This is a genomic window from Bacillus sp. CIS52 (genome assembly GCF_053545315.1).
This window is the reverse complement of record NZ_JBIUFR010000001.1, coordinates 1,721,241-1,747,087: the sequence shown is the minus strand read 5'-3', so window position 1 is coordinate 1,747,087 and position 25,847 is coordinate 1,721,241. Positions and strand designations below refer to the sequence as shown.

Below are 25,847 nucleotides of genomic sequence, written 5' to 3'. Positions count from 1 at the left end.
ATGGATTTTTGGATGCTGATGAGCAGACTGATCGTCATTTTTTATACGGCCTTTTTGTTCGTATCGGCCGACCGCCATTACATGCCGTACGCCGTCTTGTTTCTGCTGCTTTATCTGTGTCTGGGCATTGCGGTCTGCATGATCAGGCCGACCGCTTGGAGGCGCGGGATCACCCTCATGACGCTGGCATTGACCGCCTTGCTTTCCGCCGGAGGCCATCCGGCGTTTCTGTTTCTTCTGCCGCCCGCCATTTTTGCCGTTCTTGCCGAATATCCGGTTCACCGCTATGTGTGCTGCCTGCTCGTGTTTTTGCCGTTTTTATTTATCCCGTACGGCGATCTTCCGACGTATACCGTCATGACCTTGTTCTGTCTGGCGATTTTCGTTTTGGCCGCCCGGTCAAACGATCGGCTGAAGACATATGAGGGGCAGTCAGACAGCATGCGGGCAAGCATTGAAAAGCTGACGAAACAGCTGCACAGCAGCACAGAATATATCAAACAATCGGAGTATACCGGCAAACTCGAGGAAAGAAACAGATTGTCCCAAGCCATCCATGACAAAATCGGCCACTCCATGACCGGCGCGCTCATTCAAATGGAAGCGGCGAAGCGGATGCTCGGCTCCCGTCCGGACAAAGCGGCTGAACTGCTTCAAAACGCCATTACGATTTCCAAAGAGGGCATAGAGGATATCCGCATTACGCTGAAAAATATGAAACCGCCCGCTGAACAAATGGGCATTCACCGATTAAGAATATTTATTGATGAATTTTCGGCTAAAAACGGCATGCCGGTTCCGTTTACGCATCAAGGCGATTTGGACAGGCTGACGCAGATGCATTGGAAAGTCATTCAGGAAAACGTAACCGAAGCTTTGACCAATGCGATGAAATACGCCGATGCCGCGCAGATTTCCATTGATATTCAAGTGCTGAATAAAGCCGTGAAAGCGGAAGTGAAAGATAACGGAAACGGCGCCGTCCGCTTTAAAAAAGGCCTCGGCATGCTCGGTATGGAAGAACGGGCCGCCGCCCTGCACGGAACTGTCATTTTTGACGGCACGGCGGGTTTTTCCGTCACGACATTACTGCCTATTGAATAAGTGAATGTTTTCATGTGAAAAATATGAGGATTCTCATGTCAAAAGAATGAACAGCTGCACTAACGGCCGTTCATTCTTTTTTTTATAATTAGAGCATCATAAGACATAGAGGTGGAAACATGAACATTTTGGAGCTCAAACAGCTGAGTAAGAAATTCGGCGATTATGCCGCCGTTGACCAAATGTCGCTTGCTGTAAAAGAAGGTGAGATTTTCGGGTTTCTCGGCGCAAACGGAGCCGGAAAAAGCACGGCCATCAACATGATCTCAGGCCTTTTAAAACCTACTGACGGAGACATTCTGTTTCTCGGAAAAGATATTTTCAAACACAGCAAAGCCGTGAAAATGAATATCGGCATCGTCCCCCAGGACCTCGCCATTTACGAAGAATTAAACGCCTATGAAAATGTGAAGTTCTTCGCCGGACTGTACGGACTGAGAGGGTCGGCTCTGAAAGAACGGGTCGAGGAAGCCCTGACATTCGTCGGCTTGAGCGATAAACATAAATATCTGCCGAAGCATTTTTCCGGCGGAATGAAACGCCGGCTCAATATCGCCTGCGCCCTTGCCCACCGGCCGAAACTGATCATCATGGATGAACCGACGGTCGGCATTGACCCGCAATCAAGAAATTATATTCTGCAATCAGTGAAAAAGCTGAATGAAATGGGCTGCACGATCATCTACACGAGCCACTACATGGAGGAAGTTGAAGAAATATGCACGCGCATCGCCATCATTGACCACGGGAAAGTCATCGCAGAAGGCACAAAGGAACAGCTTACCTCCATCATTACCGACACAAAGGACGTCGTCATTGAGCTGTCATCCGGAAACGGCATCAGCCTCGGCGATATTCAGGATCTTCCCGGCGTCAGAGCCGCCGCACTGGAAGAAAACAGCGTGAAAATCAGCTCTGACACAGGGGTCAACAATTTAAACCGCCTGATCCGGTACTTCATGGACAAAGGAATTGAAATCCGCTCTTTACAGGAACAGGCCCCTGACTTAGAAACGGTGTTTCTCACTCTGACAGGCAGAAGCCTGCGCGACTGACCCAACTGAAAGGAGGATTGCAAATGAATATTCTGCACATCGCCGGGAAAGAAATCAAAATCAGTTTCCGTGACAGACGGACCTTTATTTTCATGCTTGCTTTTCCGATCGTCTTTATGATGATTCTCTCTGCGGCATTATCAAACGCCTTTGATTCAGAGGTGACGGTCGGACACATCAAGGTCGAATATACGGACCAGTCAAACGGACCGCTTTCTCATCATTTTACTGAGTTTATGAAAGCCGCAAAAAAAGAGCATGTCTATTTTCACAAAGCGGATACGGCGGCAAAAGGCAAAAACGACGTTCGTGAAAATCAGGCGGATGCTTTCGTCACTGTCAAAAACAGCGGTTTTCAAGTTTATACAAATGACCGGAGCGGTATGAACGGCACGATCGTCCAAGGCATGCTGACCGCTTTCACCAACCAATACAAAGCAGGCGCCGCCGCATACAAGGCGCATAAGGCACCTTCCGCCGGACAAATAAAAAGCGATTATATGAAGCAGACGTCTTTAAACAAAGCGAACGAACCGAAAGCGAAAGATTTTTACGCGGTGTCCATGACGACGATGATCGGGCTGTACGCCTCGATTTTTGCAAGCACCTTGTTCCGCGGGGAAAGAATACGGCACACAGCCGATCGCCTGATTGCCGCTCCGCTCCGGAAAAGCGATATCTTTCTCGGAAAGATGCTCGGCATTATGGCTGTGAACGTACTGACAATCCTTGCCGTTGTCGCCTTCAGCAAATTTATTTTAAAAGCCGATTGGGGCAGCCACATGGGACTTGTGCTTTTGATTCTCGCCTCTGAAATTCTTTTGGCCGTCAGCTTCGGGCTCAGCCTGAGCTATTTGACCAAAAAACCAGAAAGCGCCAGATTAATCACCGTCATCATCGTTCAAGTGATGGCCATTATCGGCGGCGCCTATTATAAATATGAAGGCGGAGGAATTTCCGCCCTGTCGCCCTTATCCTGGATCAATAAGGCGATTAACAACATCATATACGCAAATGACGTATCGGCCGCCTGGCCCGCAATTGGTTTAAACACAGCATTAGCGGCGCTCTTTTTGCTGATTGCCGCGGTTACGTTTCAAAGACGGGAGGGACTGTAAAATGAAAAACTTCTGGTGGCTGTTTATACACACGCTCAAAGGAATCACAAAAAGCAAAAAACAGCTCATTCTTTATATCGGGGCTCCGCTGATCGGCGTCTTTCTCTCCTTCATGTCCAATGCCAACGGCGGAGCCGAAACGCTCAATATCGGCATTCTCAATCAAGACGGCGGAGAAGTGGCACAGGATACGGTCACGTTTTTAAAAGGACTGGATCATGTGAAAATTTCGGAGGAAACGGCTGCGTCCGCCTCATCCAAGATCGCATCGGGAAAAATGGAAGCGCTGGTTACGTTTGAAAAAGGCTTTTCCCAAAGCGTAAAAAACGGGAAACCGGCTCACATCGGCATGACCTCGCTGAAAGGCGCCCAGGTCACCGGATATGTCAGCTCTTATCTGTACAATTATATAAACAGCGCCGCCTCAATCGGCAAATCTTCCGGCGGAAATGAGAAAGCCTTTCAGGCGATGTACGCCGATTTCAAGCATTCTCCGATTCAAACGGAGTCCGCTGTTTTACAAGATACTTCGAATCATAAAGAGATGACTTACTCAGTCATCGGGTATCTCATTATCATTATGCTCTATTCCGCCGGCAACCTGACGGAACTGATGATTAAAGAAAGAGAAAACAGAACGTATTACAGACTTCTGTCAACGCCGATCACGTCAAAGCAGTATGTATTGGCAAACGCGGCAGTGAATATCATTATCATGGCCGTCCAAATTCTATTCGCCGTTCTCTTTATGGGCGCCGCTTTTCATATTCATCCGTCATTCCCGCTGTGGCAGCTGTTCGTCCTGATGATGCTGTTTGCATTAAGCGCAATCGGGATCGCCTTTATTGCCGTCGGTTTTTCCAACAGCAGCGCTTCGGCATCGGCGCTTTTGAATTTGATCGTCGTGCCGACATGCTTGCTCGCCGGCTGCTTTTTTCCGGGCAATATTATGCCGAAAACAGTGCAGACAATAGCCGAATTTCTGCCTCAGCGCTGGGTGCTTGATACGGTAGATCAATTGCAGCACGGCCGCACGCTCCAAAGCCTGACGCTGAACATCATCATTTTAGGAGCCTTCGCCGCCGCCCTTTTATTAATAGCCGCATACAGATTCAGCGTAAAACGGCAGACACAGACATTTATGTAAAGAAAAACAGCCCCGCAAAGGGCTGTTTTTTTTCTTAGAACAGAAGCTCGTCCGGGTTCGGGCCGACACGCTCATCTTTGTTCAATGCGCTGATCTTTTCCATTTCTTCCTGTGACAGTTCGAAATCAAAAATATCGGCATTTTCTATGATGCGGTGCTCTTTAATGGATTTCGGAATGGTAACGACTTCGTTTTGAAGATCCCAGCGCAAAATCACTTGAGCGACCGATTTGTTATGTTTTTCCGCAATTTGTGACAGCACTTCGTTATCCAAGAGCTGTCCCTGCATCAATGGAGACCATGCTTCCACTTGAATGCCCTGCGCTTTGCAGAAATCTCTTACTTCTTTTTGAGTCAGGCGCGGGTGGAATTCTATCTGGTTGACCATCGGCTTGATCTCAGCATCTTTCAGCAGTTCTTCTAAGTGATGCACTTGGAAGTTGCTGACGCCGATCGCGCGGATTTTGCCGTCTTTGTACAGCTTTTCAAGAGCGCGCCATGTGTCTTTATATTTATCCTTGCCCGGCCAATGAATCAGGTATAGGTCGAGGTAATCGAGGCCGAGGCGCTCAAGGCTTTTCTCAAACGCGTCAAGTGTCGTTTCGTATCCTTGATCTTCATTCCACACTTTTGACGTGATGAACAGCTCTTCTCTGGCAACGCCCGCAGCTCTGATGCCTTCGCCGACGCCCTCTTCATTTTTATAAATTGCCGCCGTATCAATGCTGCGGTAGCCATTTCTGATTGCCGCTTCGACAGAGTCCGCCGCTACGCTTCCGTTTTCCACCTTAAATACGCCAAGTCCAAACCACGGCATTTCAACGCCATTATGAAGCTTTACAGTATCTTTTAAGCTTTTTGCCACGTTGAACCATCCTTTCTAGTCATTATGTAAACGGTTATTATTATCTCACATTTCCGCCGTAAGAAACCAATTATACGCTCATCGTTATAACAGAAACCATCTTTAGTACTCCGGCACCACTAACGTTATTATTTTCCTATTTTTCAAAAAATCCGGTTAGCCCGGTAACTGACCGGGTAAATCGCTAATGTAGCCACCAAACAATTGAAGGAGGAAATACGATGAAACGTATACGCATCCCAATGTCCGTTGCCCTTGGCGCCGCTTTGTCCCTGACTCCTCTGTCCTTTGTATCCGCAAAAGAAAAGCCAGTCCCTCAAAACATGGCACAGCAAAAGTCAGATGTCTCCGCAAAAGATGTCGGTTTAAACATTGATGTTGACCTGCTCGGCATCGGCAATTCGATTGCTGACGCGATTAAGTCGGCGCAAAACCGAGACGGCTTCGTCAAAAACTTAATGGAATCTTCATTCTACGCTTCAGGACAAAAATATAATGTCATGGTGTTTAATTTAAGCCAGGAATATGAAGATCATTTTAACGGCGTTCAGTTTTACGGTTCCGCCGTTTATGACGGCATCACATACGGCATTTGGGTGTTTGAAGACGGAAGCTTCACCAACAAAGGCGATGGCGGCTGGATCAACTGGGCCTTCAGAGGCTGGTTTGACCGCGACGGCGATCACGTCGAATTCCATCGTCCGTAATCAAAGAAAAAGTCCGGCACACAGATGCCGGACTTTTTTCATTTATTCATCTCCGTCAAGCATCGCCGCTTCCACATCATTGATGTATTGGCGAAGCTCATGTGACATGTCGCGGGAGATTTCCCGCTCTTCGAATAATGTTTGGATTTCGTTGCGGATGGCCTGCACGGCCCGCAGTTTGATCTCGAGTTTTTGATTTTCAAAACGGCGGCTCGGATTCTGTTCGTGATACGAGTGCCCCAGCCTGAAAATCAAGTGATTGTAAAAGGAAATGACGGCAAGCGTCACATCTTTATTTTCTTCGGTCATGTGTTTTTTCAGGCTTTCAATCGCCGCTTTTGCCGTTTTAACCCTTGTAGCGCGGATGAGGCCTTCTTCATTTAATATCGACATTTCCGGCTTTTTTTGTTCACCGAAAAAGATCCAGTACATCAGGCGTTTCAGCTTTTTCTTAGATAGGCCGACTTTAAACGGATTCGTATAAAGCACTTCCAGCTCATCGAACCGTTCCTGGAGGCTGTCAGCCGTTTCTTCCGGGATGTCGCCCCGCTCAATCAGCCGGAGCAGTTCTTCCTGTTCAGCCTGTATCCCTTGGGCGCGGACTTTCCGCTCATCTTTTTTCGTGCGGTTTTTTACGGTGAACTGCTGAAACCTGAGATTTTTCATTTTCTCATTGTATTCGGCAATGACCGCAAAAGAAGCCGTTTTGTTTGTCTCATTCATATTTTCTTTGATGGCCGATAAAGCAGCCTTTATCAGCTTCCGTCTCGCTGTCAGCAATTTGACTTTCTTTTCTTTCGCATTGTCTTCCGGCTTATCAGTCAGAATCGGCAGTACGATTGTCGCCAGCACCAATGTGCACAAAATAACGCCTGCGGCTAAAAAGAGAATCAAATTCCGTTCAGGAAACGGTGAGCCGTCGGAGAGCACGTACGGAATGGAAAAGGAACCCGCAAGCGTGACCGCTCCCCTGACGCCTGATACTGAAATCAGCAGCGTTGAGCGCAGGCCGGGCTTATAAATGCTCTGATCCTTGTTAAAAAACCACTTGCCGTTCCAAAAAAACAGCACCCACAAAAATCTGAGAATCATTAACGTCAGCGTAATGACGATAATGTACCCGATGACCATCATATTGTTAAACGCGGTATCATTAAAAATAACAGAAACCACATCCGGTATTTGCGTTCCTAATATGACGAAAACAAGACCGTTAAGAATGAACAAAATAATATTCCACGTACTTGCAGAGACGATTTGCAGTTTTACCATCGTTGATTCAAGACGATCCTGCTCCACCGCATGCGTGATGCCGCCGGCCACAACCGCTAAAATGCCGGAAACGCCGATTTCTTCAGCCGCCAGATAAATGACAAACGGCGTCAGAATTTGAATCAGCATATGCATCGTGACATCCTGCATGCCGAGGCGGCGCAAAAACAGCCGGAAACGGATAATCAAAAAAGAAATGACGACACCGCTGAGTAAACCGCCGGCTGAAATCAAAACAAAGCTGAACGCGGCTTGCGCCAGCGAAAATGCGCCCGTCACGGCAGCCGCAATCGCAAATTTAAAAGCGACCAGGCCGGATGCGTCATTCATCAGCCCTTCTCCTTCAAGGAGACGCAGAATGCCTTTTGGCATCTTCACACGCCCTGACAGCGCGCTGACCGCAACAACATCAGTCGGTGACAGGATCGCCGCCAGCCCGAACGCGGCGGCCAGCGGAATGCTCGGAATCATCCAATGAATGGTGTAACCGCCGACAATGACTGTGGCAAACACGAGCCCGAGTGCGAGAAGCAGAATCGGCGCTCTTAAATTCCAAAGTTCCGCACGCGGCGTCCGTTTTCCATCGTTAAAAAGCAGCGGAGCGATAAACAAAACAAAAAACAATTCGGTATTCAGTTCAAAATGAAGCCCCTGCGGAAATGACGCCGCAATGATACCGAGCGCCACCTGAATCAGAGGCACCGGGATAAAGGGGACAAACCGATTTATAATATTGGAGATCGCAATGATGGTTAAAAGTACGAGTACGACTAAAAATATGTCCAAAGCATGACCTCCTTCATCTGCTGCATTGAATCATCATTGCCTGTTCTCATGGCCCCTGTCAAAGGCCGGAGCCAATTACCGGGCTGGCCCGGTATATTTTCCGCACACAACCATTCTTCTCTTATATTACCCGTTTTTATTTAAAATTTCTCATAACGTGCTCAGGGGGAACTTTTTTTGCCTTCGGCTACTTTTTTTTCGAAAAAAGAAAAAGCCTGTTTTCTATGAAAACAGGCTTTTCGCACGGCTGCGTTCTTACTGTTCAGTAAATTGTTTCAGCAGCTCATCTTATTCGTGAAAATTCGTTCCGTCTGTTGTCGCTTTAATAATGCCCGCACGGATGACGAAATCTCCAAAGTGTTCGCCTTCCTCGCGCTCTTTCGCATAACGCGGCAGAATGGTGCGGAGCTCACTGAGAATCTCCTCTTCACCGATATTTTCCCGGTACATTTTGCTTAAACGGCTGCCGTCAAATGCAGCTCCTAAATACATATTATATTTTCCCGGCGCTTTTCCGATAAATCCGATTTCGCCGAGCGCATGGCGGGCGCAGCCATTCGGGCAGCCAGTCATACGGATGGTGATTTCTTCATCCCGCAGACCGTTTTCGTCAACAATGGCTTCAATTTTATCAATCAGCTTCGGCAGATACCGCTCCGCTTCGGCCATGGCGAGCCCGCATGTCGGAAGAGCGACGCAAGCCATTGAACTGCGGCGCAGGGCGGAATGCTGCCGGCCGTCTGTCAGACCGTATTGTTCGATTAATGCGCTGATTTGTTTCTTTTTCTCGCTCGTCACATTGCCGATAATCAGGTTTTGATTAGAGGTGAGACGGAAATCTCCCGTATGGACTTTGGCGATTTCACGTAATCCCGTCATCAGCTTATAATCCTCATAGTCCGTGACACGGCCGCCTTCGATGAACATCGTAAAATGCCATTTTCCTTTTACGCCTTTCACCCATCCGTAACGGTCGCCGTTATGGTCAAAATGATAAGGTTTCGCCTCATCCAGCTGCCAGCCGAGGCGGTTTTCCAGCTCGGCTTTTACATTTTCCAGACCGAGACGGTCAACAGTATATTTAAATCTGGCATTCTTTCTGACGGAACGATTTCCGTAATCACGCTGAATCGTAATGGTTTTTTCCGCTACATCATACAGCTGCTCCGGTTTGCAGAAGCCGATGACTTTTGAAAGCTGCGGATAAGTGGCCGTATCACCGTGCGACATTCCCATACCGCCGCCGATTGCCACGTTGAATCCAATCAGTCTGCCTTCTTCTACAATGGCAATGAAGCCGAGATCTTGAGAAAAGACATCGATATCATTGGACGGAGGCACGGCGATTCCGATTTTAAATTTCCGCGGCAAATACAGCGGCCCGTACATCGGTTCCGTTTCCGTATCAGGAGTGCCCGCCACCCGTTCCTCATCAAGCCAGATTTCATGATAGGCTCTCGTGCGCGGAAGAAGGTCGTCACTCAGTTTTTTCGACCATTCGTACACTTCCGCATGGATTTCAGACTGATACGGATTTGATGCGCACATGACGTTTCGGTTGACATCTCCGCAGGCCGCAATGGTATCAAGCAGCGCCTCATTGATTTTCTGAATCGTTTTTTTCATGTTCCATTTTAAAATTCCGTGCATTTGGAACGTTTCGCGCGTTGTCAGCTTTAATGTATTGTTTCCGTATTTTTGCGCCAGTTCATCCATGACAAGCCATTGTTCCGGAGTTGACACGCCGCCTGGCATCCGGACGCGCAGCATGAATTGATAAGCCGGTTCAAGCTTTTGTTTCTGACGTTCATTGCGGAGATCGCGGTCATCCTGCAGGTAGCTGCCGTGATGCTTCATCAGCCGGTTGTCATCGTCCGGGATGCCGGCTGAAATCCGGTCAAGCATGACTTCTTTCAATGTGCCGCGCAAATAATCACTTTTTTCTTTAATTTCCTCAACATCACTTGGAGGGCCTTCCGGCGCTTTTAAAATGTTGTTCACCATGCTGAATAAGCTCCTTTCAAACCAAAATCAATATACGTCACGCTGATAGCGTTTTTTCTGCTGCATGTCTGCCAGGAAGCTTTCCGCTTTTTCACGGCTCATGCCGCCTTCTTCCTGAATGATATCGAGAAGCGCCTGGTGCACGTCATGCGCCATATGCTGTTCATCACCGCAGATGTATACGGCGGCTCCCTGCTGCAGCCATTCATACAGCTCTTTGCTTTGTTCTTTCATACGGTGCTGCACATATACTTTTTCCTCCGAATCCCGGGAAAAAGCGACGTCCATTTTTGTAAGTACACCGTTTTGCAGCCATTTTTGCCATTCCGTCTGATACAGAAAATCAGTGACAAAGTGCTGATCTCCGAAAAACAGCCATGTTTTCCCTTCAGCACCGGTTTCTTCACGTTCCTGCATAAAGGAACGGAACGGCGCGATGCCTGTCCCCGGCCCGACCATAATAATCGGTGTATCCGGGTTTTCCGGCAGCTTGAAGTTTTGGTTGTGCTGAATGTAAACCGGAAGCGTATCTCCCGGCTGGAGTCTTTCCGCACACAGAATGCTGCAGACGCCCTTTCGTTCTCTGCCGTGCGCATCATATCTGACCGCTCCGATGGTCAGATGCACTTCATCCGGATTCGCTTCTAAACTGCTTGCGATCGAATAGAGCCGCGCCGGCATTTTACGCAGGATGGAAAGAAAGTCTTCCGCGGACGCTTCCCACGGACCGAAATCCCGGACGAGATCAAGCAGATCACGGCCGTTGATGTATGCTTTCACCTGCTCTTCATTTCCTTCAGCCAGAAGTTCACCCAGCTTTTTGTCAGTCGTAAACTGTGCGGCCTTTTGCAAGAGCGGTTTTGTTAACACTGTAATTTCAAAATGAGAAGTGAGCGCGTCTTTCAGCGGACGGGTCTCTCCTTGCTTATTCGCCGCCACTTCCTGTTTCGGGTCCCATTTCAGCTCATTGATCAGCTCATCCACGAGCGCCGGATCATTTTCCGGATAGATGCCGAGGCTGTCCCCGGGCTGATACGCGAGACCGGAACCTTCAAGCGAAAGCTCCAGATGGCGTGTTTCTTTATTCGAACCGCGCCCGTTCAGATTGATGTTCTCAAGAACCTCCGCCCGAAACGGGTTCGTTCTGGAATAAACGGATTCACCGAGAGCAGGCGTCTCGGCAGGCGCTTCGGCTGTTTGGTTTCCCGCACCTTCGTTCAGGCCGCCGATAACCGCATCAAGCCATTCTGAAAACGGTTCATCATAATCAAGATCGCAATCAACCCGGGGCGCAAGCTGCGTGCCGCCGAGCTCTTTAAGACGCTCGTCGAACTCTTTGCCGGTCTGGCAGAAAAATTCATACGAGCTGTCCCCGAGCGCCAAAACGGAAAAACGGAGCGCTTCAAGCTTCGGCGCGCGTCTGCCGTGAAGAAATTCATGAAAAGCCAGCGCGTTATCCGGCGGATCGCCTTCTCCGTGCGTGCTCACCACGATCAGTAAATTGTTTATTTTTTTCAGATTATTCGGCTTAAAATCGTTCATAGACGCGACGGTGACTTGGAATCCCCGTTCCTCAAGCGTCTTTACCGTCTGTTTCGCAAGACCTTCCGCATTTCCCGTTTGCGATCCGTATAATACGGTCACTTCTTTCGAGACTGCCGGGCTTTCTGCCGCAGCCTGGGGAGCGGGTGCGGCTGCTTCACCGGACTCGGACCGGACCGCAGCCAAATAACCGCTCAGCCAGATTTTCTGTGATTCTGTCAAGGTCGGCAGAAGGCGGTTAAGGAGCTCTGCCTGCTCCTGATTAAACGGACTGTTCATGACCTGAAGTTGCAACGATATCCACCTCACAAGGAATTAAACGTAACGTACGTTATTTCTATAGGAATTGTCAAAATAATATTCTAATTGAAACTTTACCGAAAGTTTGTGTGTAAGTAAAATATATAATCATGATGATAATGATTAAGATTACTAATGATAAAGAGCCCTTTGCACTTGGGCAAAGGGCTTACACGAATAAGCCGGCGGGCACTTCGTTTATAAAAGGAGAGAGTTCTCCCGGAGACAGCACGGTCAGATGATGCATCGCCCGCGTGCAGGCCGTATATAAAAGCTTGCGGTCATGCCCGCTTTTATACTGAGCAGCAGAGGCGTCAGCGACAATGACGGCGTCAAACTCAATGCCTTTTGCCAAATACACGGGAATGACGCATACCCCTTTTTGAAAAGGCTGGTTTTCTTTATTGATCAAACGGACACCGCTCCCGGCACTGACTGTCTGAAACACTTTTTTGGATTCCGCGGCCGTTTTGCAGATGACAGCGATCGTCTCCCGGCCTTTTTGCCTGAGCTCCCGTATTGTTTGAGTCAATTGCTCGCGGCGCTCTTTTTCAGTATCCGCCCGCAGAACCCGCGGTTTTTCCCCGTTCCGGTTAAAAGGCTCAATGTCATCACCGTCAGCCAGCAGCGCTTTCGTAAATTCAACAATCTGCCGCGTCGATCTGTAAGTCCTCTTCAGGCTGACATCCTTTTCTGCGCCATTGCGGAAGCAGCCGGCGAGTGAAGAAGGACCGGTAATGGTGTGTGCATAAATCGACTGGCTGACATCACCGAGCACCGTCATTTTTGCAGCCGGGAAGATGCTTTGAATATACGTGAGCTGAAAAGAGGAATAATCCTGCGCTTCATCAATGAAAACGTGCTTCATTTGTGTGTTTATTCTTTTTCCTTCTATCAGGTCCTGCAAATACAGATACGGAGCGGCATCTTCATACGGGAGCGACCGTTCTGCAAATGCGCTGCGGGTTAAAGCCCCGATGCTCTGCCAATGATCGGGCTTTTCATCAGCTCCCCAGTCTGAAAACAGCCGGAGGTACATCCGTTTTATATCGAGAAAGCCGAGCTGTCTGACGGCCTGTTTAATCGGTTTAAAGGCTTTGCGGACAATAATGGCGCCAAGCAGGCGCTGTTCACGCTGATGGTCGTCAAATGCAGGTTCATCATCCGCCGCTTGCTTCTTAAGTTTTTGATAAACCTCCGCATAATCTTCCTTATCAAGCAGCTCACTCTCCTGCAGCACCCATTCCTTCTTACGCTCCTTTTTTTCGAGTGCGCTGATTTCCGTAAGAAGCCATTCCGCCGTCAGCTCCGCTCTGTTCGGAATCGGCAGCTGCTTATCAAGCGAATAAAAATAGGCTTCAATCCGCTCTTTTGAAATCAGGATGTCTCCCCGGAAGCTGATCTGTTTACATATCAGACCGGAGACCGAAAGCGACCCGGCATAACGGTCAATCATGGCCTGAAAAGCTGGTGACGCTTTGTAAGCAATGGCTGCGAGTCTTACGGAAAGGGCGTCCTGATTCTGCTCGGTCAGGCAATATTCGAGCTGTTCGTACGGGCTTTCACATTTAAACTTTCGTCCGAGCCGGCGGGCGATATATTCCTGAAACGTGGCCTGCTCCATATTTTCTTCTCCCAGTTCCGGCAATACGGCGGAAACGTAACTGTTGAACAAAATGTTCGGAGAAAACAGCACTATCTGACGGGCGTCAAGCACACCGCGCCCGCGGTACAGCAAGTAAGCGGCCCGCTGAAGCGCCGCGGATGTTTTCCCGCTTCCGGCGGCTCCCTGAACGATGAGATATTTGCTTTTTTCATCACGAATGATTTCATTCTGTTCTTTTTGGATGGTTGACACGATGTTTTTCATCTGCTGGCCGGAATGGCCGCTCAGCACCTCTTGCAGCATTTCGTCACCAATCGTCATATCCGTGTTAAACATCGCTTTAAGCGTCCCGTTTTTAATGATAAACTGCCGCTTCAGTGTGATGTCCCCTTCTATCGTTTCTTCCGGAACTTCATAGCGGGCTTTTCCCGGGGAATATTGATAGTAAAGAGATGAAATGGGCGCACGCCAATCGTAAATGAGAAAATGCTCATTGTTTTCATCCATTAAAGAAGTCAGCCCGATATAAATCTGCTCGGCAGAGGACTCCCCTTTTTCCGTAAAATCGACACGGCCGAAGTAAGGAGAGGCTTTCAGCTTTTGGATTTTTTGAAGCTGCCGGTATTGAAGCCGATGCGTCCGTTCACGTTCTGAAAGTATTTCAGCCTGCTGTTTAATGCTTGAAAATGTTTCCGCCGCTTCATGGGCATCATCCAAATTAACCGTGACATCATCCCAAAACGTTTTTCTCAGGCCGACAATATCCTGCTTCAATCCGCCCGATGATGCTTCAAGACGCGTTTGTTTCTGATCCAGTTCCTTCATGACAAAATTGATTCTTTCCTGCTCTTCTTTCCATTCTTCATCACGTTTTGCCATCAGCGGCACCTCCGACATCAAGCTGACAAATCCGGCTTTCTTTACACAAACATATTATTCATCATTATAGTCAAATACCCTTTTTCTTATCATATCGGGCGTCTTTTTATCCGTTATGCAAAAAAACCGATTTCTTTTATGAAATCGGTTTTTTACTGATCTATATGATAGGAACGAATCGGCAGGCGCCACCTGAAAACATAACTGCAGATGCGGCATGCCACAAGCACAAGGAACAGCACATACAAACCTGCGGCATTCCCGGCCCAGCCGAGGCCCACGATTAATCCTCCGAGTGCGGCCCAGACTGCATAAATTTCCGACTTGAGCACAAGGGGCTTCCTGCCCGCGAGCAGATCCCGTATGATGCCGCCCCCGCTTCCGGTCAGCACGGCGGCCGCAACCACCGCACTGAGCGGATGGCCCATTTTCACGGCATATAAAGCGCCTTGGATGGCAAACGCCGAAAGCCCGATGGCATCGGATAAGTTGCCCCATTTACTCCAATGTCTTAACAGCAGCTTCGGAAATAAAAAGACAATCGTAACTGATGCGAGAGCGATTTGAAAAAACGCGCCTTGCTCCCACAAGGCGGAGACCGGAACACCGATCAGCAGGTTTCGGATGGCTCCGCCGCCGAACGCCGTTACAATCCCCAAGATATACACGCCTAAAATATCATACTCCTCTTCCATCGCAACAATCGCTCCGCTGACCGCAAACGCAATGATGCCGATTACACTAAGCAGCTCCCAGGCCATTCCATATGCTCCTTTTTATTTGTTAAATTTTCTGACGACCATTAGATTTTATAATCGCTTTCTCTTAAAATCAACCTTATTTTTGAAAGATTCTGATCCCAAAATCGGGACAACTGCAATCAGCATATCTGGAGGCGAGAATATTTTCCTATTTTATACTATATTAGGAGGTTTATTGGAAGTTACATTGAATACTTTCTCTTAACAAAAAAGGGGGGTTATAAGATGAAAATCAGTTCACTTGTTTTTCCAGTTTTATTGGCCGCCGGATTAATTCCCGGCCTGCCGTCAGCCGAAAACCATACGCATTCGCACACTCATGCGGAGCCGGCCAAAACGGTGTATACGGACCCGCTTCCGAAAGCCGATCATTTTAAAGATCTGAAAGGCCCGGTTCAGATTGAACAGACGGTTGATACAAAAATTCTGGATGAAAACGGTAAGCAGGTCGGCACGAAACGATTCGATGCCAATGTCAATCAGGATAAAGCCTCAACTAAAGCCAGCACGGGCTCTCAGAAGGTCAGAGTACTGGCGGTGGCGGACGCTGAATACCGCGCCAAATACAGCGACTGGCAAACGCGAATCGTCCAGATCGTGGAGCAGGCTGATGTCGCCTTCAACCGTGATCATAACATTGATTTTGTCGTACAGGCCGTGCAAGCCTGGAATTCCTCCGGCTCAAACAGTTCTCAGATTTTATCGAATCTCCAAAGCAGCTTCAGAAATCAAAATTATCATTTTGTCGTCGGTTTTACCGCAAAATCGAGTTTTGACGCCGGCGGTATCGCGTATGTATATAACGGCAAACCGAGCGGCCCGGCTTTCAGCGTGAACCTAGATCAAGGAACGGCCAACACGGCGAAAGCGGCCCAGCACGAGTTTTCCCATAATTTCGGACTTCAGCATGACGCCCAAGGCAGCGGCATCCGCTGCGTCATGAATTATGATTATGCCTATTCCGTAGATATTTGGGACAGTTCCCATAACAGACAGATTGAGACAAACAAAGCTTGGTACAGATAATAGAAAAAGAGCCGCTCCCATGGAGCAGGCTCTTTATTTTGCCGTGCGTTCCGCTTTGACAAAACACATGCAGACAATAATGAGAATAAATGCCGTCAATGCTAAGAATGGAATGGTAATAAAACCGAACCAGTTAATATATTCAGATGAGCAAGGCACGCCGTAGACGCATGGCTTGATGCCGCTGAAACCGGGCACCTTCTGCTCAAGGTAATGCATGATCGATATAAACGCGCCGATGACGGCCATCGGCAGCACATATTTTTTCACGCGCGTGTCACCCTGAAAGGTGGCGATTCCTAAAATCAGGACAAGCGGGTACATGAGAATTCTTTGATACCAGCACAGCTCGCACGGTATGAATTTTCTGATCTCGCTGAAATATAGGCTGCCGAGCATGGCAACAAGAGCTATTACCCAAGAAGCATATAAAAATACGATTCTATTTTTCATTTTTCAGCTCTTTCTTAATCGTTTTTGAAATCTCATCATAATTAGCGAATTCTTTAATCACTTTGTCATTTACGTAAATCGTCGGTGTCGCCGTGATATTTAATTTATCATTCAGGTCAGTGTCAGCTTTCAGCTCTGTTGCGAAGGTTTCTTTATCAAGGTTTTCCTTCAGCTTGTCAGGATCAACCTTTTTCGCGGTGCTTTTGACCGTCTTTTCAAGCAATGCAGGCGTAACCCATTCCTGTTCGCTTGACGGCTGCTCTTCAAACAGCTTTTCATGGAAAGCCCAGAATGATGCCGGGTCTTCCTTCCATACCTCTTCTGAGGCAAGTGCCGCCAGACGCGAGCCTGTTCCGTGGAACATGACGTTCACAAATGAAAATTTCACGTCGCCTTTATCAATAAAATCTTTTTTGATTTTCGGAAAGATATCGCTGTTAAATACTTTGCATGACGGACATTTGTAATCTCCGAATTCAACTACCGTCACAGGCGCGCTGTCTTTGCCGAGCACGGGCTGTCCTTTAATGGAAGGCTGTTCGGCGGCAGTTTCGCCCGCTTTTTCTGTTTGGTTGTTAATAATTACGATGGCCGCAAATAAAACGACAACGATTAACGTCAGAATCACCGCAAATTTCGCAGACGATTGTTTCTTTTTCACTCAGACACCTCATTGTTTTTAAAATAAAAAAGAAGCGGATGCCGGATGGCCCGCTTCTCTATTTTACCAAGACAACCTTGTTTAAGAAAACCCTGAAAAACGAATTATCTTTGACAATTATTCCGCTTTCACTCTCATAACGCGCATCGCGTTGGCAACGGCGATCAGCGTGACGCCTACATCTGAAAAGACAGCTTCCCACATGGTGGCGAATCCGAATGCGCCAAGCAGGAGAAAAATGATTTTCACGCCTAAAGCAAATCCAATGTTCTGCCAGACGATCCGGCGTGTGCGGCGTGCAATCCGGATGGCTTCGGCTGCTTTTGACGGCTGGTCTGTCATCAGGACGACATCGGCCGCTTCGACGGCGGCATCAGAACCGAGAGCCCCCATGGCAGCTCCGATGTCAGCTCTGGCAAGCACAGGCGTATCGTTAATCCCGTCACCGACAAACATCAGTTTTTCATTCGGTGCAAGCGCCGCTTCGAGTTCTTCAACTCGGTCTACTTTGTCACCCGGCAGCAGTTCTGTATACACGTCATCAATACCGAGCTCGCGGCCGACCGCTTCACCGGTCTGCTTTGAATCACCCGTCAGCATCACTGTCCGCTTCACGCCGAGCGCTTTTAAATTGGCAATGGCCTGTTTGGCGTCCTCTTTGATTTCATCGGCGATCACAATCGCCCCCGCATACTGCTGATCAACGGCAACGTAAACGACGGTTCCGTTGTTTTCAGCTGTGCCGAAAGCGATTTGTTCTTTTGCCATCAGTTTTTGATTTCCGGCCAAAATCGTTGATCCGCCGGTTTTCACCCGAATGCCGTGTCCGGGTATTTCTTCATATTCTTCAATCTCCTCAGCCGCGAGCGGTTGAGTGTAAGCCTCACGGATGGATGAAGCAATCGGATGATTGGAATGGACTTCGGCAAGCGCGGCCGCATGAAGCAGGCTGTCTTGTGTAAATCCTGCCGCCGGCTTGATATCAGTAACGGCGAAATTGCCTTTCGTTAAGGTTCCCGTTTTATCAAACACGGCGTATGCCACCTGATTGAGCGCTTCTAAATAGTTGCTGCCTTTCACGAGCACCCCTGCTTTAGACGCGGCTCCGATACCGCCGAAAAACCCGAGCGGAATGGAGACGACGAGTGCGCACGGACAAGAAATCACAAGGAAAATCAGCGCCCGGTACACCCAGTCGGATAGCGCGGCTGACGGCACGAAAAGCGGCGGTAAAAAGGCGAGAAGCACCGCAACAATGACAACGGCCGGTGTATAGTACTTGGCAAACTTCGTAATAAAGTTTTCCGTTTTCGCTTTGCGTCCGGCCGCATTTTCGACCAGATCCAATATTTTTGATACAGCGGAGTCTTCATATCCTTTAGAGGTTTCAATATGAAGCACGCCGTTCTGGTTCATAAATCCGGCCATCACATCTTGCCCCGGCTCCGCTTTTCTCGGCACGGATTCGCCCGTTAAAGCGGATGTATCAACCATCGATGAGCCGCTCAGCACCTTTCCGTCCAGCGGAATCCGTTCTCCGGGATTCACGACGATGACCTGTCCGACTTTGACGTCCTGCGGCGGAACGGCTGTCATGCCGTTTTCCGTTTTCACATTGGCGTACTCAGGACGGATGTCCAATAACGCGCTGATCGATTTTCTGGATCGGCTGACGGCCGCTCCCTGAAACAATTCACCGATTTGGTAGAACAGCATGACTGCGACGCCTTCCGGATACTGATGAATGATAAACGCGCCGATTGTCGCAAGCGCCATCAGAAAATGCTCATCAAATACCTGGCCGCGGACAATATTTTTTCCCGCTCTGGCTACGATATCGCCGCCGATGATCAAATATGAAGCAAAATAGAGCAGAAACTCAAGGACGGCGCCTGTGTGCGCGAAGTAAGCGATGACGGCCAAAACGGCGCCCGCCGCCAATCTCACTAGCATCAGCTGCAGCTTTTTGCGGTATTCATCCTCGCCAGGTTTGTCTTCATGCTTCGAACGGACGGTCACATGAGGGTCAATGGACTTTACTTTTTTTGCAACTTCATCTTTCATCCATTGCTCATCTTTGCCCCCGGCCGAAACTGTAATGGTGCTTGCCGCAAAATTGACAGCACAGCCGTCGATGCCGTCAATGGCTTTTACGCCGTTTTCTATTTTTTTTGCACAGTTGCTGCAATCAAGTCCGTCTAACACAAATTCACCTTTTGCCGCTTTCATTTTCGACTCACCCTACTTTCCGTAATAGGATTCCCATAATATCAATGCAGCTAAACGAAATTATATATATGAGCATATGTTCATATAGTTGTTTTCTATATTATATGCAAGTTTTGAATAAAGTGTCAATAAAAAAGACAAAACCGGCATCACCCGATTTTGTCTTTTTTCACCTTCTGTAAACGCAAAGCATTAAGCACGACCGATACCGAGCTGAACGCCATGGCGGCGCCTGCCACCCACGGAGCCAGAAAGCCGGCTGCCGCAATCGGAATGCCTATGGTGTTGTAGCCCAATGCCCATCCTAAATTCTGCTTGATGTTTCTCATAGTCAGCCTGCTCATGCCGATGGCGTCGGCAATGCCGTTCAAGTCTCCGCGTATCAGCGTAATGTCCGCTGCTTCCATTGCGATATCGGTGCCGGTGCCGATGGCCATCCCGATATCGGCCACAGCCAGCGCCGGAGCATCATTGATGCCGTCGCCGACCATTGCCACGCGCCGGCCTTCTTTTTGCAGCCGGGAAATCTCCGCTGCCTTTTGTTCGGGAAGCACTTCGGCAATCACGCTGCTGATGCCTGCGGCTTTAGCAATGGCTTCCGCCGTCTTTTGGTTGTCACCGGTCATCATGATGACGTCAAGGCCCATATCCTTCAGGCGTTTCACCGCAGCCTGAGATGTTTCTTTGATCGTATCGGCGACTGCGATAAGCCCAGCCGCTTTGCCGTCTGCCGCAATGAGCATCACCGTTTTTCCTTCCGCCTCCAAGCGGGTCATGTGCGGAAGCAATGCTTCATGTTCAATGTGCTCTGATTCCAGCAGCCGTCTTGATCCGGCAAGAATCGTTCTCCCGTCAGCCTCTGCATAGATTCCGGAACCGATCCAGGCTTGGAAACGGGTTAGTTTCGGAATGGAAATCCCGCGTTTTTCGGCTCCTGAAACGATGGCTTCTCCAAGCGGGTGCTCCGATCCCGCTTCAGCGGCGGCCGCAAGCCGCAGGAGCTCCTCTTCGTTCATTCCCGCTGCCGGTACGGCGTCTGTCAGCACCGGTCTGCCGTTTGTCACCGTTCCGGTTTTATCCAGTACGATTGTCGTCAGACGCTGGGTCTTTTCTAAGTGCTCTCCGCCTTTAAAGAGAATGCCGAATTCAGCGGCGCGGCCGGAGCCCGCCATAATGCTCGTCGGAGTGGCGAGCCCGAGGGCGCACGGACAGGCAATGACAAGCACGGCGATGAATTTGCCGATCGCTTCAGAAAACTGTCCCGGAGATACCCATACATACCAAATGAGAAAAGTCACCACGGCCAATCCCAGCACAATCGGGACGAAAATGCCTGAAATGTGATCCGCGAGACGCTGAATGGGCGCTTTTGATCCTTGGGCTTCTTCCACGATTTTAATAATGTGTGCAAGCGCGGTATCTTTCCCGACATTCACCGCTCTGATTTTGAGAAAGCCGTTTGCATTGATCGTCGCCCCGGTGACGGTGCTCCCCGGAGACTTATCTGCAGGCATGCTTTCTCCCGTAATCATCGATTCATCAATCGCGGAATGGCCTTCAATCACTTCGCCATCGACAGGAACGCGTTCTCCCGGTTTCACATATACGATGTCCCCCGTCCGGACCTCGTCAATCGGAATCACCTGTACCTTCCCTTCCCGCTCAACCGCCGCCGTCTTCGCCTGAAGCTTCATTAACTTTTTAATCGCTTCTGATGAGCGGCCTTTTGCTTTCATCTCTAAAAGCTTTCCAAGCAAAATCAAAGTCAGCAAAATGGCGCTCGTTTCATAATAAAGCCCCTCGGCATGGCCGTTTCGCCCGAGAGACGCAATCGTCATGTACAGGCTGTATGCGTAAGCGGCCGTCGTTCCGAGGGCAACGAGAACATCCATATTGGCGCTTTTATTTCTCAGCGCCTTGTACGCTCCCGTATAAAAAGGCCAGCCGATGACGAGCTGCACCGGGGTGGCAAGCGCGAATTGCAGCCACGGATTCATCAGGATATCCGGCATCCAGATAAAAGAAGTAAAAGAAAAATGGCTGACCATCGACCATAGAAGCGGAAAGGAGAGAACGGCAGAAAATATCAGCCTGATCAGCTGTTTACGCTGTTCTTTTTCCTTTTGAGATAATCCGCCGTCTTGGCCGTCCGCTTCCTTATCTTCTAATCGATAGCCGAGTTTTGCCACGGTCTCTTTCAGTTCTTGCGGTGTCACCTCTTTGGGATTGTATTCAACGGAGACCGTTTCAAGGGCGAAATTCACCGGCGCGCCCACAACGCCCTCTATTTTGTTCAGGCGCTTTTCAATCCGATTGGCGCAGGCGGCGCACGTCATGCCTTCAATCTGAAAATCGGCTTTTTCCGTCACGACGTGATAGCCGAGTTTTTCAATCTTATCCTTTATGGCACCAGCTTCGATTTTGTCAGGCTGATAGGAAATATTTGAGGTCTCAAGCGCAAGATTGACGGAAGCGTCATTGACGCCGTCCATCCGTTTCAGTCCTTTTTCAATTCTTGAAGCGCAGGCGGCGCATGTCATGCCTCCCACTTGAATAGTCATTTCTTTTGGTTCACCCAATGCCCTCACCTCTTCTCACAAACCCCCAGGGGGTATCATTTTCATAAAAGAAAACCGCGCCCGTTCCCGAAGCGCGATAAACCTTATACGACGTCATAACCTTGATCTTCAATCGCGTCTTTTATATCTGATACGGAGACTTTGTTCTCATCAAACGTCACATCCACCTGTCCGGCTTCCAATTTCACCTGAACCGCCGTCACTCCGTTCAGTTCTCCTACTCCGGTCTCTACTGCTTTGACGCAGTGCTGACAGGACATGCCTTCGACTTGCAGTGTTTTTTGTTCCATGATGATTCCCTCCACGTCTTGTTTTTTCTTCTTCATGTTACCATACCCCTGTAGGGTATTTCAAAACATTTTATTTCATGATTTCGCGATTTTTTTCACGACATCCAGCAGCTCGGCAATCGCCTGCTCCCCGTTTCCGCTCTCAATGGCGCCGGCTACGCAGTGATGGGCGTGATCTTCCAGCAGATGAAACGCGACTTTTTGCATGGCCGCCTGAACGGCTGAAATCTGCACGAGAATATCCACGCAATATCGTTCGTTTTCCACCATGTTCTGAATGCCCCTGACTTGGCCTTCAATCCGTTTCAGCCGGTTCAGAATCTGGTCTTTTTCCTTGGCGCTTTTATGATTTAACGATTGATGTTCGGTATGTTTGTCCATTTTCCACCTCGTTTTTTTCTTCGTTATCTTCATTATACAGACTTGAAAAACCGGTGTAAAAAATTTTCAACACACAAGTTTTACCAGTACACCCGCGGGGTATATATTGTTATCACATATCAAGAGGGGGAAGTTCATTGAAAACGATACAGGTTGGCATATTGGGATATGGTTTGTCCGGGAAAGTCTTTCATGCGCCGCTTTTGGACGTCCTTGATGATTATCAGATCAAAAAAGTCATGACCTCCAGAACGGATGAGGTCAAACGTGATCTGCCGGGGGCTGAAGCCGTGCGCACGATTGAAGACATCACCGGAGACCCTGACATTGATCTCGTCATCGTTACGACACCGAGCGGAATGCATTATGAATCAGCGATGAAATGTCTCCTTGCGGGGAAACACACCGTCGTGGAAAAGCCGATGACGGCGACTTCAGCAGAAGCGGAGGAGCTGAGAAGAACGGCTGAAAATAAAGGCGTCTTGCTGAGCGTGTATCACAACCGGCGCTGGGACAATGACTTTTTAACGATTCAAAAGCTGATTCGGGACGGGGCGCTTCAAGACATTCATACATATCAGGTCAACTACGATCTATACAACCCAGTTGTACAAGAAAGATGGCGCGAAAAAAACGGACCCGCCACGGGAACGCTGTATGATCTCGGTTCACATATTATTGACCAGACACTCCTGCTTTTCGGAATGCCGGAATCCGTCACCGCACATGTGATGAAACAGCGGGACAACAGTGAAACGGCCGATTGGTTTCTGGCCGCCCTCCATTACGGCAAGCTTCAGGTTATTCTTCAATCCGGCTCCATGAATGCGGCAAGCGGTCCGCGCTATCAGATTCACGGACGGAATGCAAGCTTTATCAAATACGGAAAGGACGGACAGGAAGCTGCGCTTTCAGCCGGCCAAAAGCCGATTGACGAGAGCTGGGGGGCCGATGACCCTGACAGCTTCGGTGAGCTGACAACCGCAGCGGATGAAAAAAGACATACAGAAACAATCCCCTCTGAGAACGGATCTTACCTTACGTACTACAAACGGCTGGCAGACAGCATCTTAAACGGAAAACCGCTTCCTGTTACGGCGGAAGAAGGCATCGATGTCATCCGTGTCATTGAAGCGGTGATGAAAAGCAGCGAACAAAAACGGACGATTGCCCTTTAATATGAAAAACCTCCCAGCCGTACGGCGGGGAGGTTTTTTTAAGATCAGAATGATTTTCCGGCTTCTTTCGCGCGGGCAATCGCATCTTCTTTAATTTGCTGTGCTTTATTCGGTTCAGCATTATGACCTTCAACGATTAATCCGTCGAAAGAAGGAACGCCGAAGAAGTTCATCATGATGCCGATGTAACGGTGGCCCATTTCCATGTCAGCCGCCGGGCCTTCAGAGTAATAGCCTCCGCGCGCCTGAATGTGGAGCGCTTTTTTGTCTGTCAACAGACCGATCGGGCCTTGTTCTGTATATTTGAATGATTTTCCGGCTACAGCTACAGAATCAAGGTACGCTTTCATAACAGGCGGGAATGAGAAGTTCCAAAGCGGTGTAACGAATACGTATTTGTCAGCAGATGCGAATTGATCGCTCAGCTCGTTCAGACGGCCGACTTTCGCTTTTTCATTTTCAGAAAGCTCTTCAAAACCTGTGCCGGATTGAAGTTTTCCCCAGCCGCTGAACACATCCGCGTCGATATGAGGAATGTTTTCTTTGTAAAGGTCGATATGTACAACCTCATCATTCGGGTTTGATTCTTTATAAGAATCGATAAACGCTTTTCCTGTCGCCATGCTGTAAGATGTCTTTTCATCATGAGGATGAGCAGTGATATAAAGTACTTTTGCCATTGTAAACAGCCCTTTCGTTTTCAAATTACACACATATTTATTATGAAATATGAATGTTTTTTTATACTGATCAGTTCTGTAAATAATTATAGTTACAAAAAAATCTTTTAGCAACAATAATATCTCGAAATCAGTATATTTTTTTCAAAAGGCTGCAAGAAGTACCTCCAGCAAATCGAAAAAAACCCACGTTAAGCAAATTTCGACAAATAAAAGACCGATTTTGACCATGTTAAGGCTAAATCGACTGTTTCATTTCAGGCTTAGTTGTGTGGAATTTATCCATGCAAAATGTTCCTGCTTTTATAATATTAAAGACAAACGAATTCCGCTTAATACATTCGTATTTATCACACTCTTTTATTGCAGGTCTGCTTGCCAGTTTAACAAACGCTTCATTTTCTGTTCTGTTTCTCCCTCTTGGCGAGGTTGGTAAATGGTTAACTTTAGTTCAGGAGCATCGTACACCTGAAGAGTAATATGGTCCATAATCATTTCTCCAACTAAAGGATGCAGCAGTGTTTTTTTGCCGCAAGGAGTACCTAGAACTTCATGCTTGGGCCACCAATTACGAAACTCAGGGCTCTTATTGGTCAGTTCTTTAATGATATCTTTAAACCACTCATCACCGACAAAACGTGTATATGCTAAACGAAATTGAGCAATCAAGCGTTGCGCATGATCTTCCCAATTAAGAAATAGCTCTCGGTATTCTTTAGACGTAAAGCAACGCCAGACTGCATTACGATCTCGATCATTCATTTTATTAAAGTCACCAAAAACCACGGCAGCAGCTTTATTCCAGCTTACTATATTCAATTTTTCGTCGGTTACATATGTAGGACAGTATTCTAATTGACTCAATACATTTTTCAGGACACTATTTACACTTTCAACGAGAGGTCTTCCCACCTTAGATAGCAATTGCTGATTTGCTAATAAAAATAGATGCTCTTTTTCCTCTTCATTTAACCTGAATACACGCGAAATAGCCTCCAATACGTCTGAAGATACCTGTATATCACGCCCTTGCTCTAACCATGTATACCAGGTTACTCCTATTCCTGCCAGCTGAGCTGCTTCTTCTCGGCGCAATCCTTCTGTTTTTCTGCGCGGCCCAATAGGTAAACCAAAGTCTTGAGGAGATAATCGTGCCCGTCGTGTTTTTAAGAAATCCCCTAGTTCTTTCCTTCTTTCTTTGTCACTTAACATGAACTTCTCCCC

21 protein-coding genes are annotated in these 25,847 nt (G+C 48.3%); 7 read left to right on the top strand and 14 right to left on the bottom strand.

The window, feature by feature from the left end; translation table 11 throughout:
- The 4 genes from ACH32G_RS08475 (at position 1) to ACH32G_RS08460 (ending at position 4,424) form a co-directional block, all read left to right on the top strand.
- Positions 1 to 1,104, top strand: coding sequence for a sensor histidine kinase (locus ACH32G_RS08475; RefSeq protein WP_029575310.1), 1,104 nt, complete (start codon positions 1 to 3; stop codon positions 1,102 to 1,104).
- A 119-nt stretch (positions 1,105 to 1,223) separates the two neighbouring features.
- Entirely contained in the window at positions 1,224 to 2,159 is a 936-nt protein-coding gene (locus tag ACH32G_RS08470; protein ID WP_049627358.1) for an ABC transporter ATP-binding protein, read from the top strand.
- A 23-nt stretch (positions 2,160 to 2,182) separates the two neighbouring features.
- Entirely contained in the window at positions 2,183 to 3,277 is a 1,095-nt protein-coding gene (locus tag ACH32G_RS08465) for an ABC transporter permease (RefSeq protein ID WP_448814207.1), read from the top strand.
- Between the two features lies 1 nt (position 3,278).
- Positions 3,279 to 4,424, top strand: a complete 1,146-nt coding sequence (locus ACH32G_RS08460; RefSeq protein WP_448814206.1) for an ABC transporter permease — start codon at positions 3,279 to 3,281, stop codon at positions 4,422 to 4,424.
- A 34-nt stretch (positions 4,425 to 4,458) separates the two neighbouring features.
- On the opposite strand, the gene ACH32G_RS08455 is transcribed toward ACH32G_RS08460, so the two are convergent.
- The gene (locus tag ACH32G_RS08455) at positions 4,459 to 5,289 is read right to left on the bottom strand and encodes an aldo/keto reductase (RefSeq protein ID WP_007410023.1); all 831 of its coding nucleotides are present in this window, start codon (positions 5,287 to 5,289) and stop codon (positions 4,459 to 4,461) included.
- A gap of 221 nt (positions 5,290 to 5,510) precedes the next feature.
- Between ACH32G_RS08455 and ACH32G_RS08450 the strand changes: the two genes are divergently transcribed.
- Entirely contained in the window at positions 5,511 to 5,996 is a 486-nt protein-coding gene (locus tag ACH32G_RS08450) for a hypothetical protein (RefSeq protein WP_049627362.1), read from the top strand.
- A gap of 42 nt (positions 5,997 to 6,038) precedes the next feature.
- On the opposite strand, the gene ACH32G_RS08445 is transcribed toward ACH32G_RS08450, so the two are convergent.
- From ACH32G_RS08445 to ACH32G_RS08425, 5 genes are all read right to left on the bottom strand, one after another.
- A complete protein-coding gene (locus ACH32G_RS08445) occupies positions 6,039 to 8,054 on the bottom strand; it encodes a Na+/H+ antiporter (protein ID WP_047477146.1) in 2,016 nt (671 codons plus the stop codon).
- Between the two features lie 288 nt (positions 8,055 to 8,342).
- Positions 8,343 to 10,058 carry an assimilatory sulfite reductase (NADPH) hemoprotein subunit gene (gene cysI, locus ACH32G_RS08440; RefSeq protein ID WP_448814205.1) on the bottom strand — a complete coding sequence of 572 codons (1,716 nt, stop codon included), beginning with the start codon at positions 10,056 to 10,058 and terminating at the stop codon, positions 8,343 to 8,345.
- Between the two features lie 27 nt (positions 10,059 to 10,085).
- Entirely contained in the window at positions 10,086 to 11,894 is a 1,809-nt protein-coding gene (locus ACH32G_RS08435) for an assimilatory sulfite reductase (NADPH) flavoprotein subunit (RefSeq protein ID WP_448814204.1), read from the bottom strand.
- Positions 11,895 to 12,069: 175 nt separating this feature from the next.
- Complete coding sequence (helD, locus tag ACH32G_RS08430; protein WP_448814203.1) at positions 12,070 to 14,385, bottom strand: RNA polymerase recycling motor HelD; 2,316 nt, start codon at positions 14,383 to 14,385, stop codon at positions 12,070 to 12,072.
- A gap of 152 nt (positions 14,386 to 14,537) precedes the next feature.
- Positions 14,538 to 15,146: a trimeric intracellular cation channel family protein gene (locus tag ACH32G_RS08425; protein WP_016937932.1), complete on the bottom strand. Its 609-nt coding sequence runs from the start codon at positions 15,144 to 15,146 to the stop codon at positions 14,538 to 14,540.
- 225 nt (positions 15,147 to 15,371) lie between these two features.
- Between ACH32G_RS08425 and ACH32G_RS08420 the strand changes: the two genes are divergently transcribed.
- Positions 15,372 to 16,172 (top strand): zinc-dependent metalloprotease, encoded by an 801-nt coding sequence (locus tag ACH32G_RS08420; protein ID WP_013353604.1) that lies wholly within the window; start codon positions 15,372 to 15,374, stop codon positions 16,170 to 16,172.
- Positions 16,173 to 16,205: 33 nt separating this feature from the next.
- Here ACH32G_RS08420 and ACH32G_RS08415 read toward each other — a convergent pair whose 3' ends face one another.
- From ACH32G_RS08415 to csoR, 6 genes are all read right to left on the bottom strand, one after another.
- Positions 16,206 to 16,625, bottom strand: a complete 420-nt coding sequence (locus tag ACH32G_RS08415) for a disulfide oxidoreductase (protein ID WP_013353605.1) — start codon at positions 16,623 to 16,625, stop codon at positions 16,206 to 16,208.
- A complete protein-coding gene (locus ACH32G_RS08410) occupies positions 16,615 to 17,286 on the bottom strand; it encodes a DsbA family protein (protein ID WP_047477152.1) in 672 nt (223 codons plus the stop codon). The genes ACH32G_RS08415 and ACH32G_RS08410 overlap by 11 nt, the downstream gene beginning before the upstream one ends.
- Before the next feature lie 117 nt (positions 17,287 to 17,403).
- Entirely contained in the window at positions 17,404 to 19,515 is a 2,112-nt protein-coding gene (locus ACH32G_RS08405) for a heavy metal translocating P-type ATPase (protein ID WP_448814202.1), read from the bottom strand.
- 149 nt (positions 19,516 to 19,664) lie between these two features.
- Positions 19,665 to 22,094, bottom strand: coding sequence for a heavy metal translocating P-type ATPase (locus ACH32G_RS08400; protein WP_448814201.1), 2,430 nt, complete (start codon positions 22,092 to 22,094; stop codon positions 19,665 to 19,667).
- Positions 22,095 to 22,177: 83 nt separating this feature from the next.
- Positions 22,178 to 22,384, bottom strand: a complete 207-nt coding sequence (gene copZ, locus ACH32G_RS08395) for a copper chaperone CopZ (RefSeq protein ID WP_015240581.1) — start codon at positions 22,382 to 22,384, stop codon at positions 22,178 to 22,180.
- Between the two features lie 75 nt (positions 22,385 to 22,459).
- Entirely contained in the window at positions 22,460 to 22,765 is a 306-nt protein-coding gene (gene csoR / locus ACH32G_RS08390) for a copper-sensing transcriptional repressor CsoR (protein WP_013353610.1), read from the bottom strand.
- A 137-nt stretch (positions 22,766 to 22,902) separates the two neighbouring features.
- Between csoR and ACH32G_RS08385 the strand changes: the two genes are divergently transcribed.
- The gene (locus ACH32G_RS08385; RefSeq protein ID WP_448814200.1) at positions 22,903 to 23,943 is read left to right on the top strand and encodes an oxidoreductase; all 1,041 of its coding nucleotides are present in this window, start codon (positions 22,903 to 22,905) and stop codon (positions 23,941 to 23,943) included.
- Positions 23,944 to 23,987: 44 nt separating this feature from the next.
- Here the strand turns inward: ACH32G_RS08385 and azoRB are convergent, their stop codons facing one another.
- Entirely contained in the window at positions 23,988 to 24,623 is a 636-nt protein-coding gene (gene azoRB / locus ACH32G_RS08380) for an FMN-dependent NADH-azoreductase AzoRB (RefSeq protein ID WP_003151719.1), read from the bottom strand.
- Between the two features lie 360 nt (positions 24,624 to 24,983).
- A complete protein-coding gene (locus ACH32G_RS08375) occupies positions 24,984 to 25,835 on the bottom strand; it encodes a helix-turn-helix transcriptional regulator (protein ID WP_448814199.1) in 852 nt (283 codons plus the stop codon).
- Between the last annotated feature and the right edge of the window lie 12 nt (positions 25,836 to 25,847).

Bases quoted from the DNA above. Each gene is read 5' to 3' on its own strand.
- cysI (WP_448814205.1), bottom strand. From the start codon at position 10,058: ATGGTGAACAACATTTTAAAAGCGCCGGAAGGCCCTCCAAGTGATGTT.
- copZ (WP_015240581.1), bottom strand. From the start codon at position 22,384: ATGGAACAAAAAACACTGCAAGTCGAAGGCATGTCCTGTCAGCACTGC.
- ACH32G_RS08420 (WP_013353604.1), top strand. From the start codon at position 15,372: ATGAAAATCAGTTCACTTGTTTTTCCAGTTTTATTGGCCGCCGGATTA.
- ACH32G_RS08415 (WP_013353605.1), bottom strand. From the start codon at position 16,625: ATGAAAAATAGAATCGTATTTTTATATGCTTCTTGGGTAATAGCTCTT.
- ACH32G_RS08450 (WP_049627362.1), top strand. From the start codon at position 5,511: ATGAAACGTATACGCATCCCAATGTCCGTTGCCCTTGGCGCCGCTTTG.
- csoR (WP_013353610.1), bottom strand. From the start codon at position 22,765: ATGGACAAACATACCGAACATCAATCGTTAAATCATAAAAGCGCCAAG.
- ACH32G_RS08465 (WP_448814207.1), top strand. From the start codon at position 2,183: ATGAATATTCTGCACATCGCCGGGAAAGAAATCAAAATCAGTTTCCGT.
- ACH32G_RS08375 (WP_448814199.1), bottom strand. From the start codon at position 25,835: ATGTTAAGTGACAAAGAAAGAAGGAAAGAACTAGGGGATTTCTTAAAA.
- ACH32G_RS08460 (WP_448814206.1), top strand. From the start codon at position 3,279: ATGAAAAACTTCTGGTGGCTGTTTATACACACGCTCAAAGGAATCACA.
- ACH32G_RS08470 (WP_049627358.1), top strand. From the start codon at position 1,224: ATGAACATTTTGGAGCTCAAACAGCTGAGTAAGAAATTCGGCGATTAT.
- ACH32G_RS08425 (WP_016937932.1), bottom strand. From the start codon at position 15,146: ATGGCCTGGGAGCTGCTTAGTGTAATCGGCATCATTGCGTTTGCGGTC.
- ACH32G_RS08475 (WP_029575310.1), top strand. From the start codon at position 1: ATGGATTTTTGGATGCTGATGAGCAGACTGATCGTCATTTTTTATACG.
- helD (WP_448814203.1), bottom strand. From the start codon at position 14,385: ATGGCAAAACGTGATGAAGAATGGAAAGAAGAGCAGGAAAGAATCAAT.
- azoRB (WP_003151719.1), bottom strand. From the start codon at position 24,623: ATGGCAAAAGTACTTTATATCACTGCTCATCCTCATGATGAAAAGACA.
- ACH32G_RS08405 (WP_448814202.1), bottom strand. From the start codon at position 19,515: ATGAAAGCGGCAAAAGGTGAATTTGTGTTAGACGGACTTGATTGCAGC.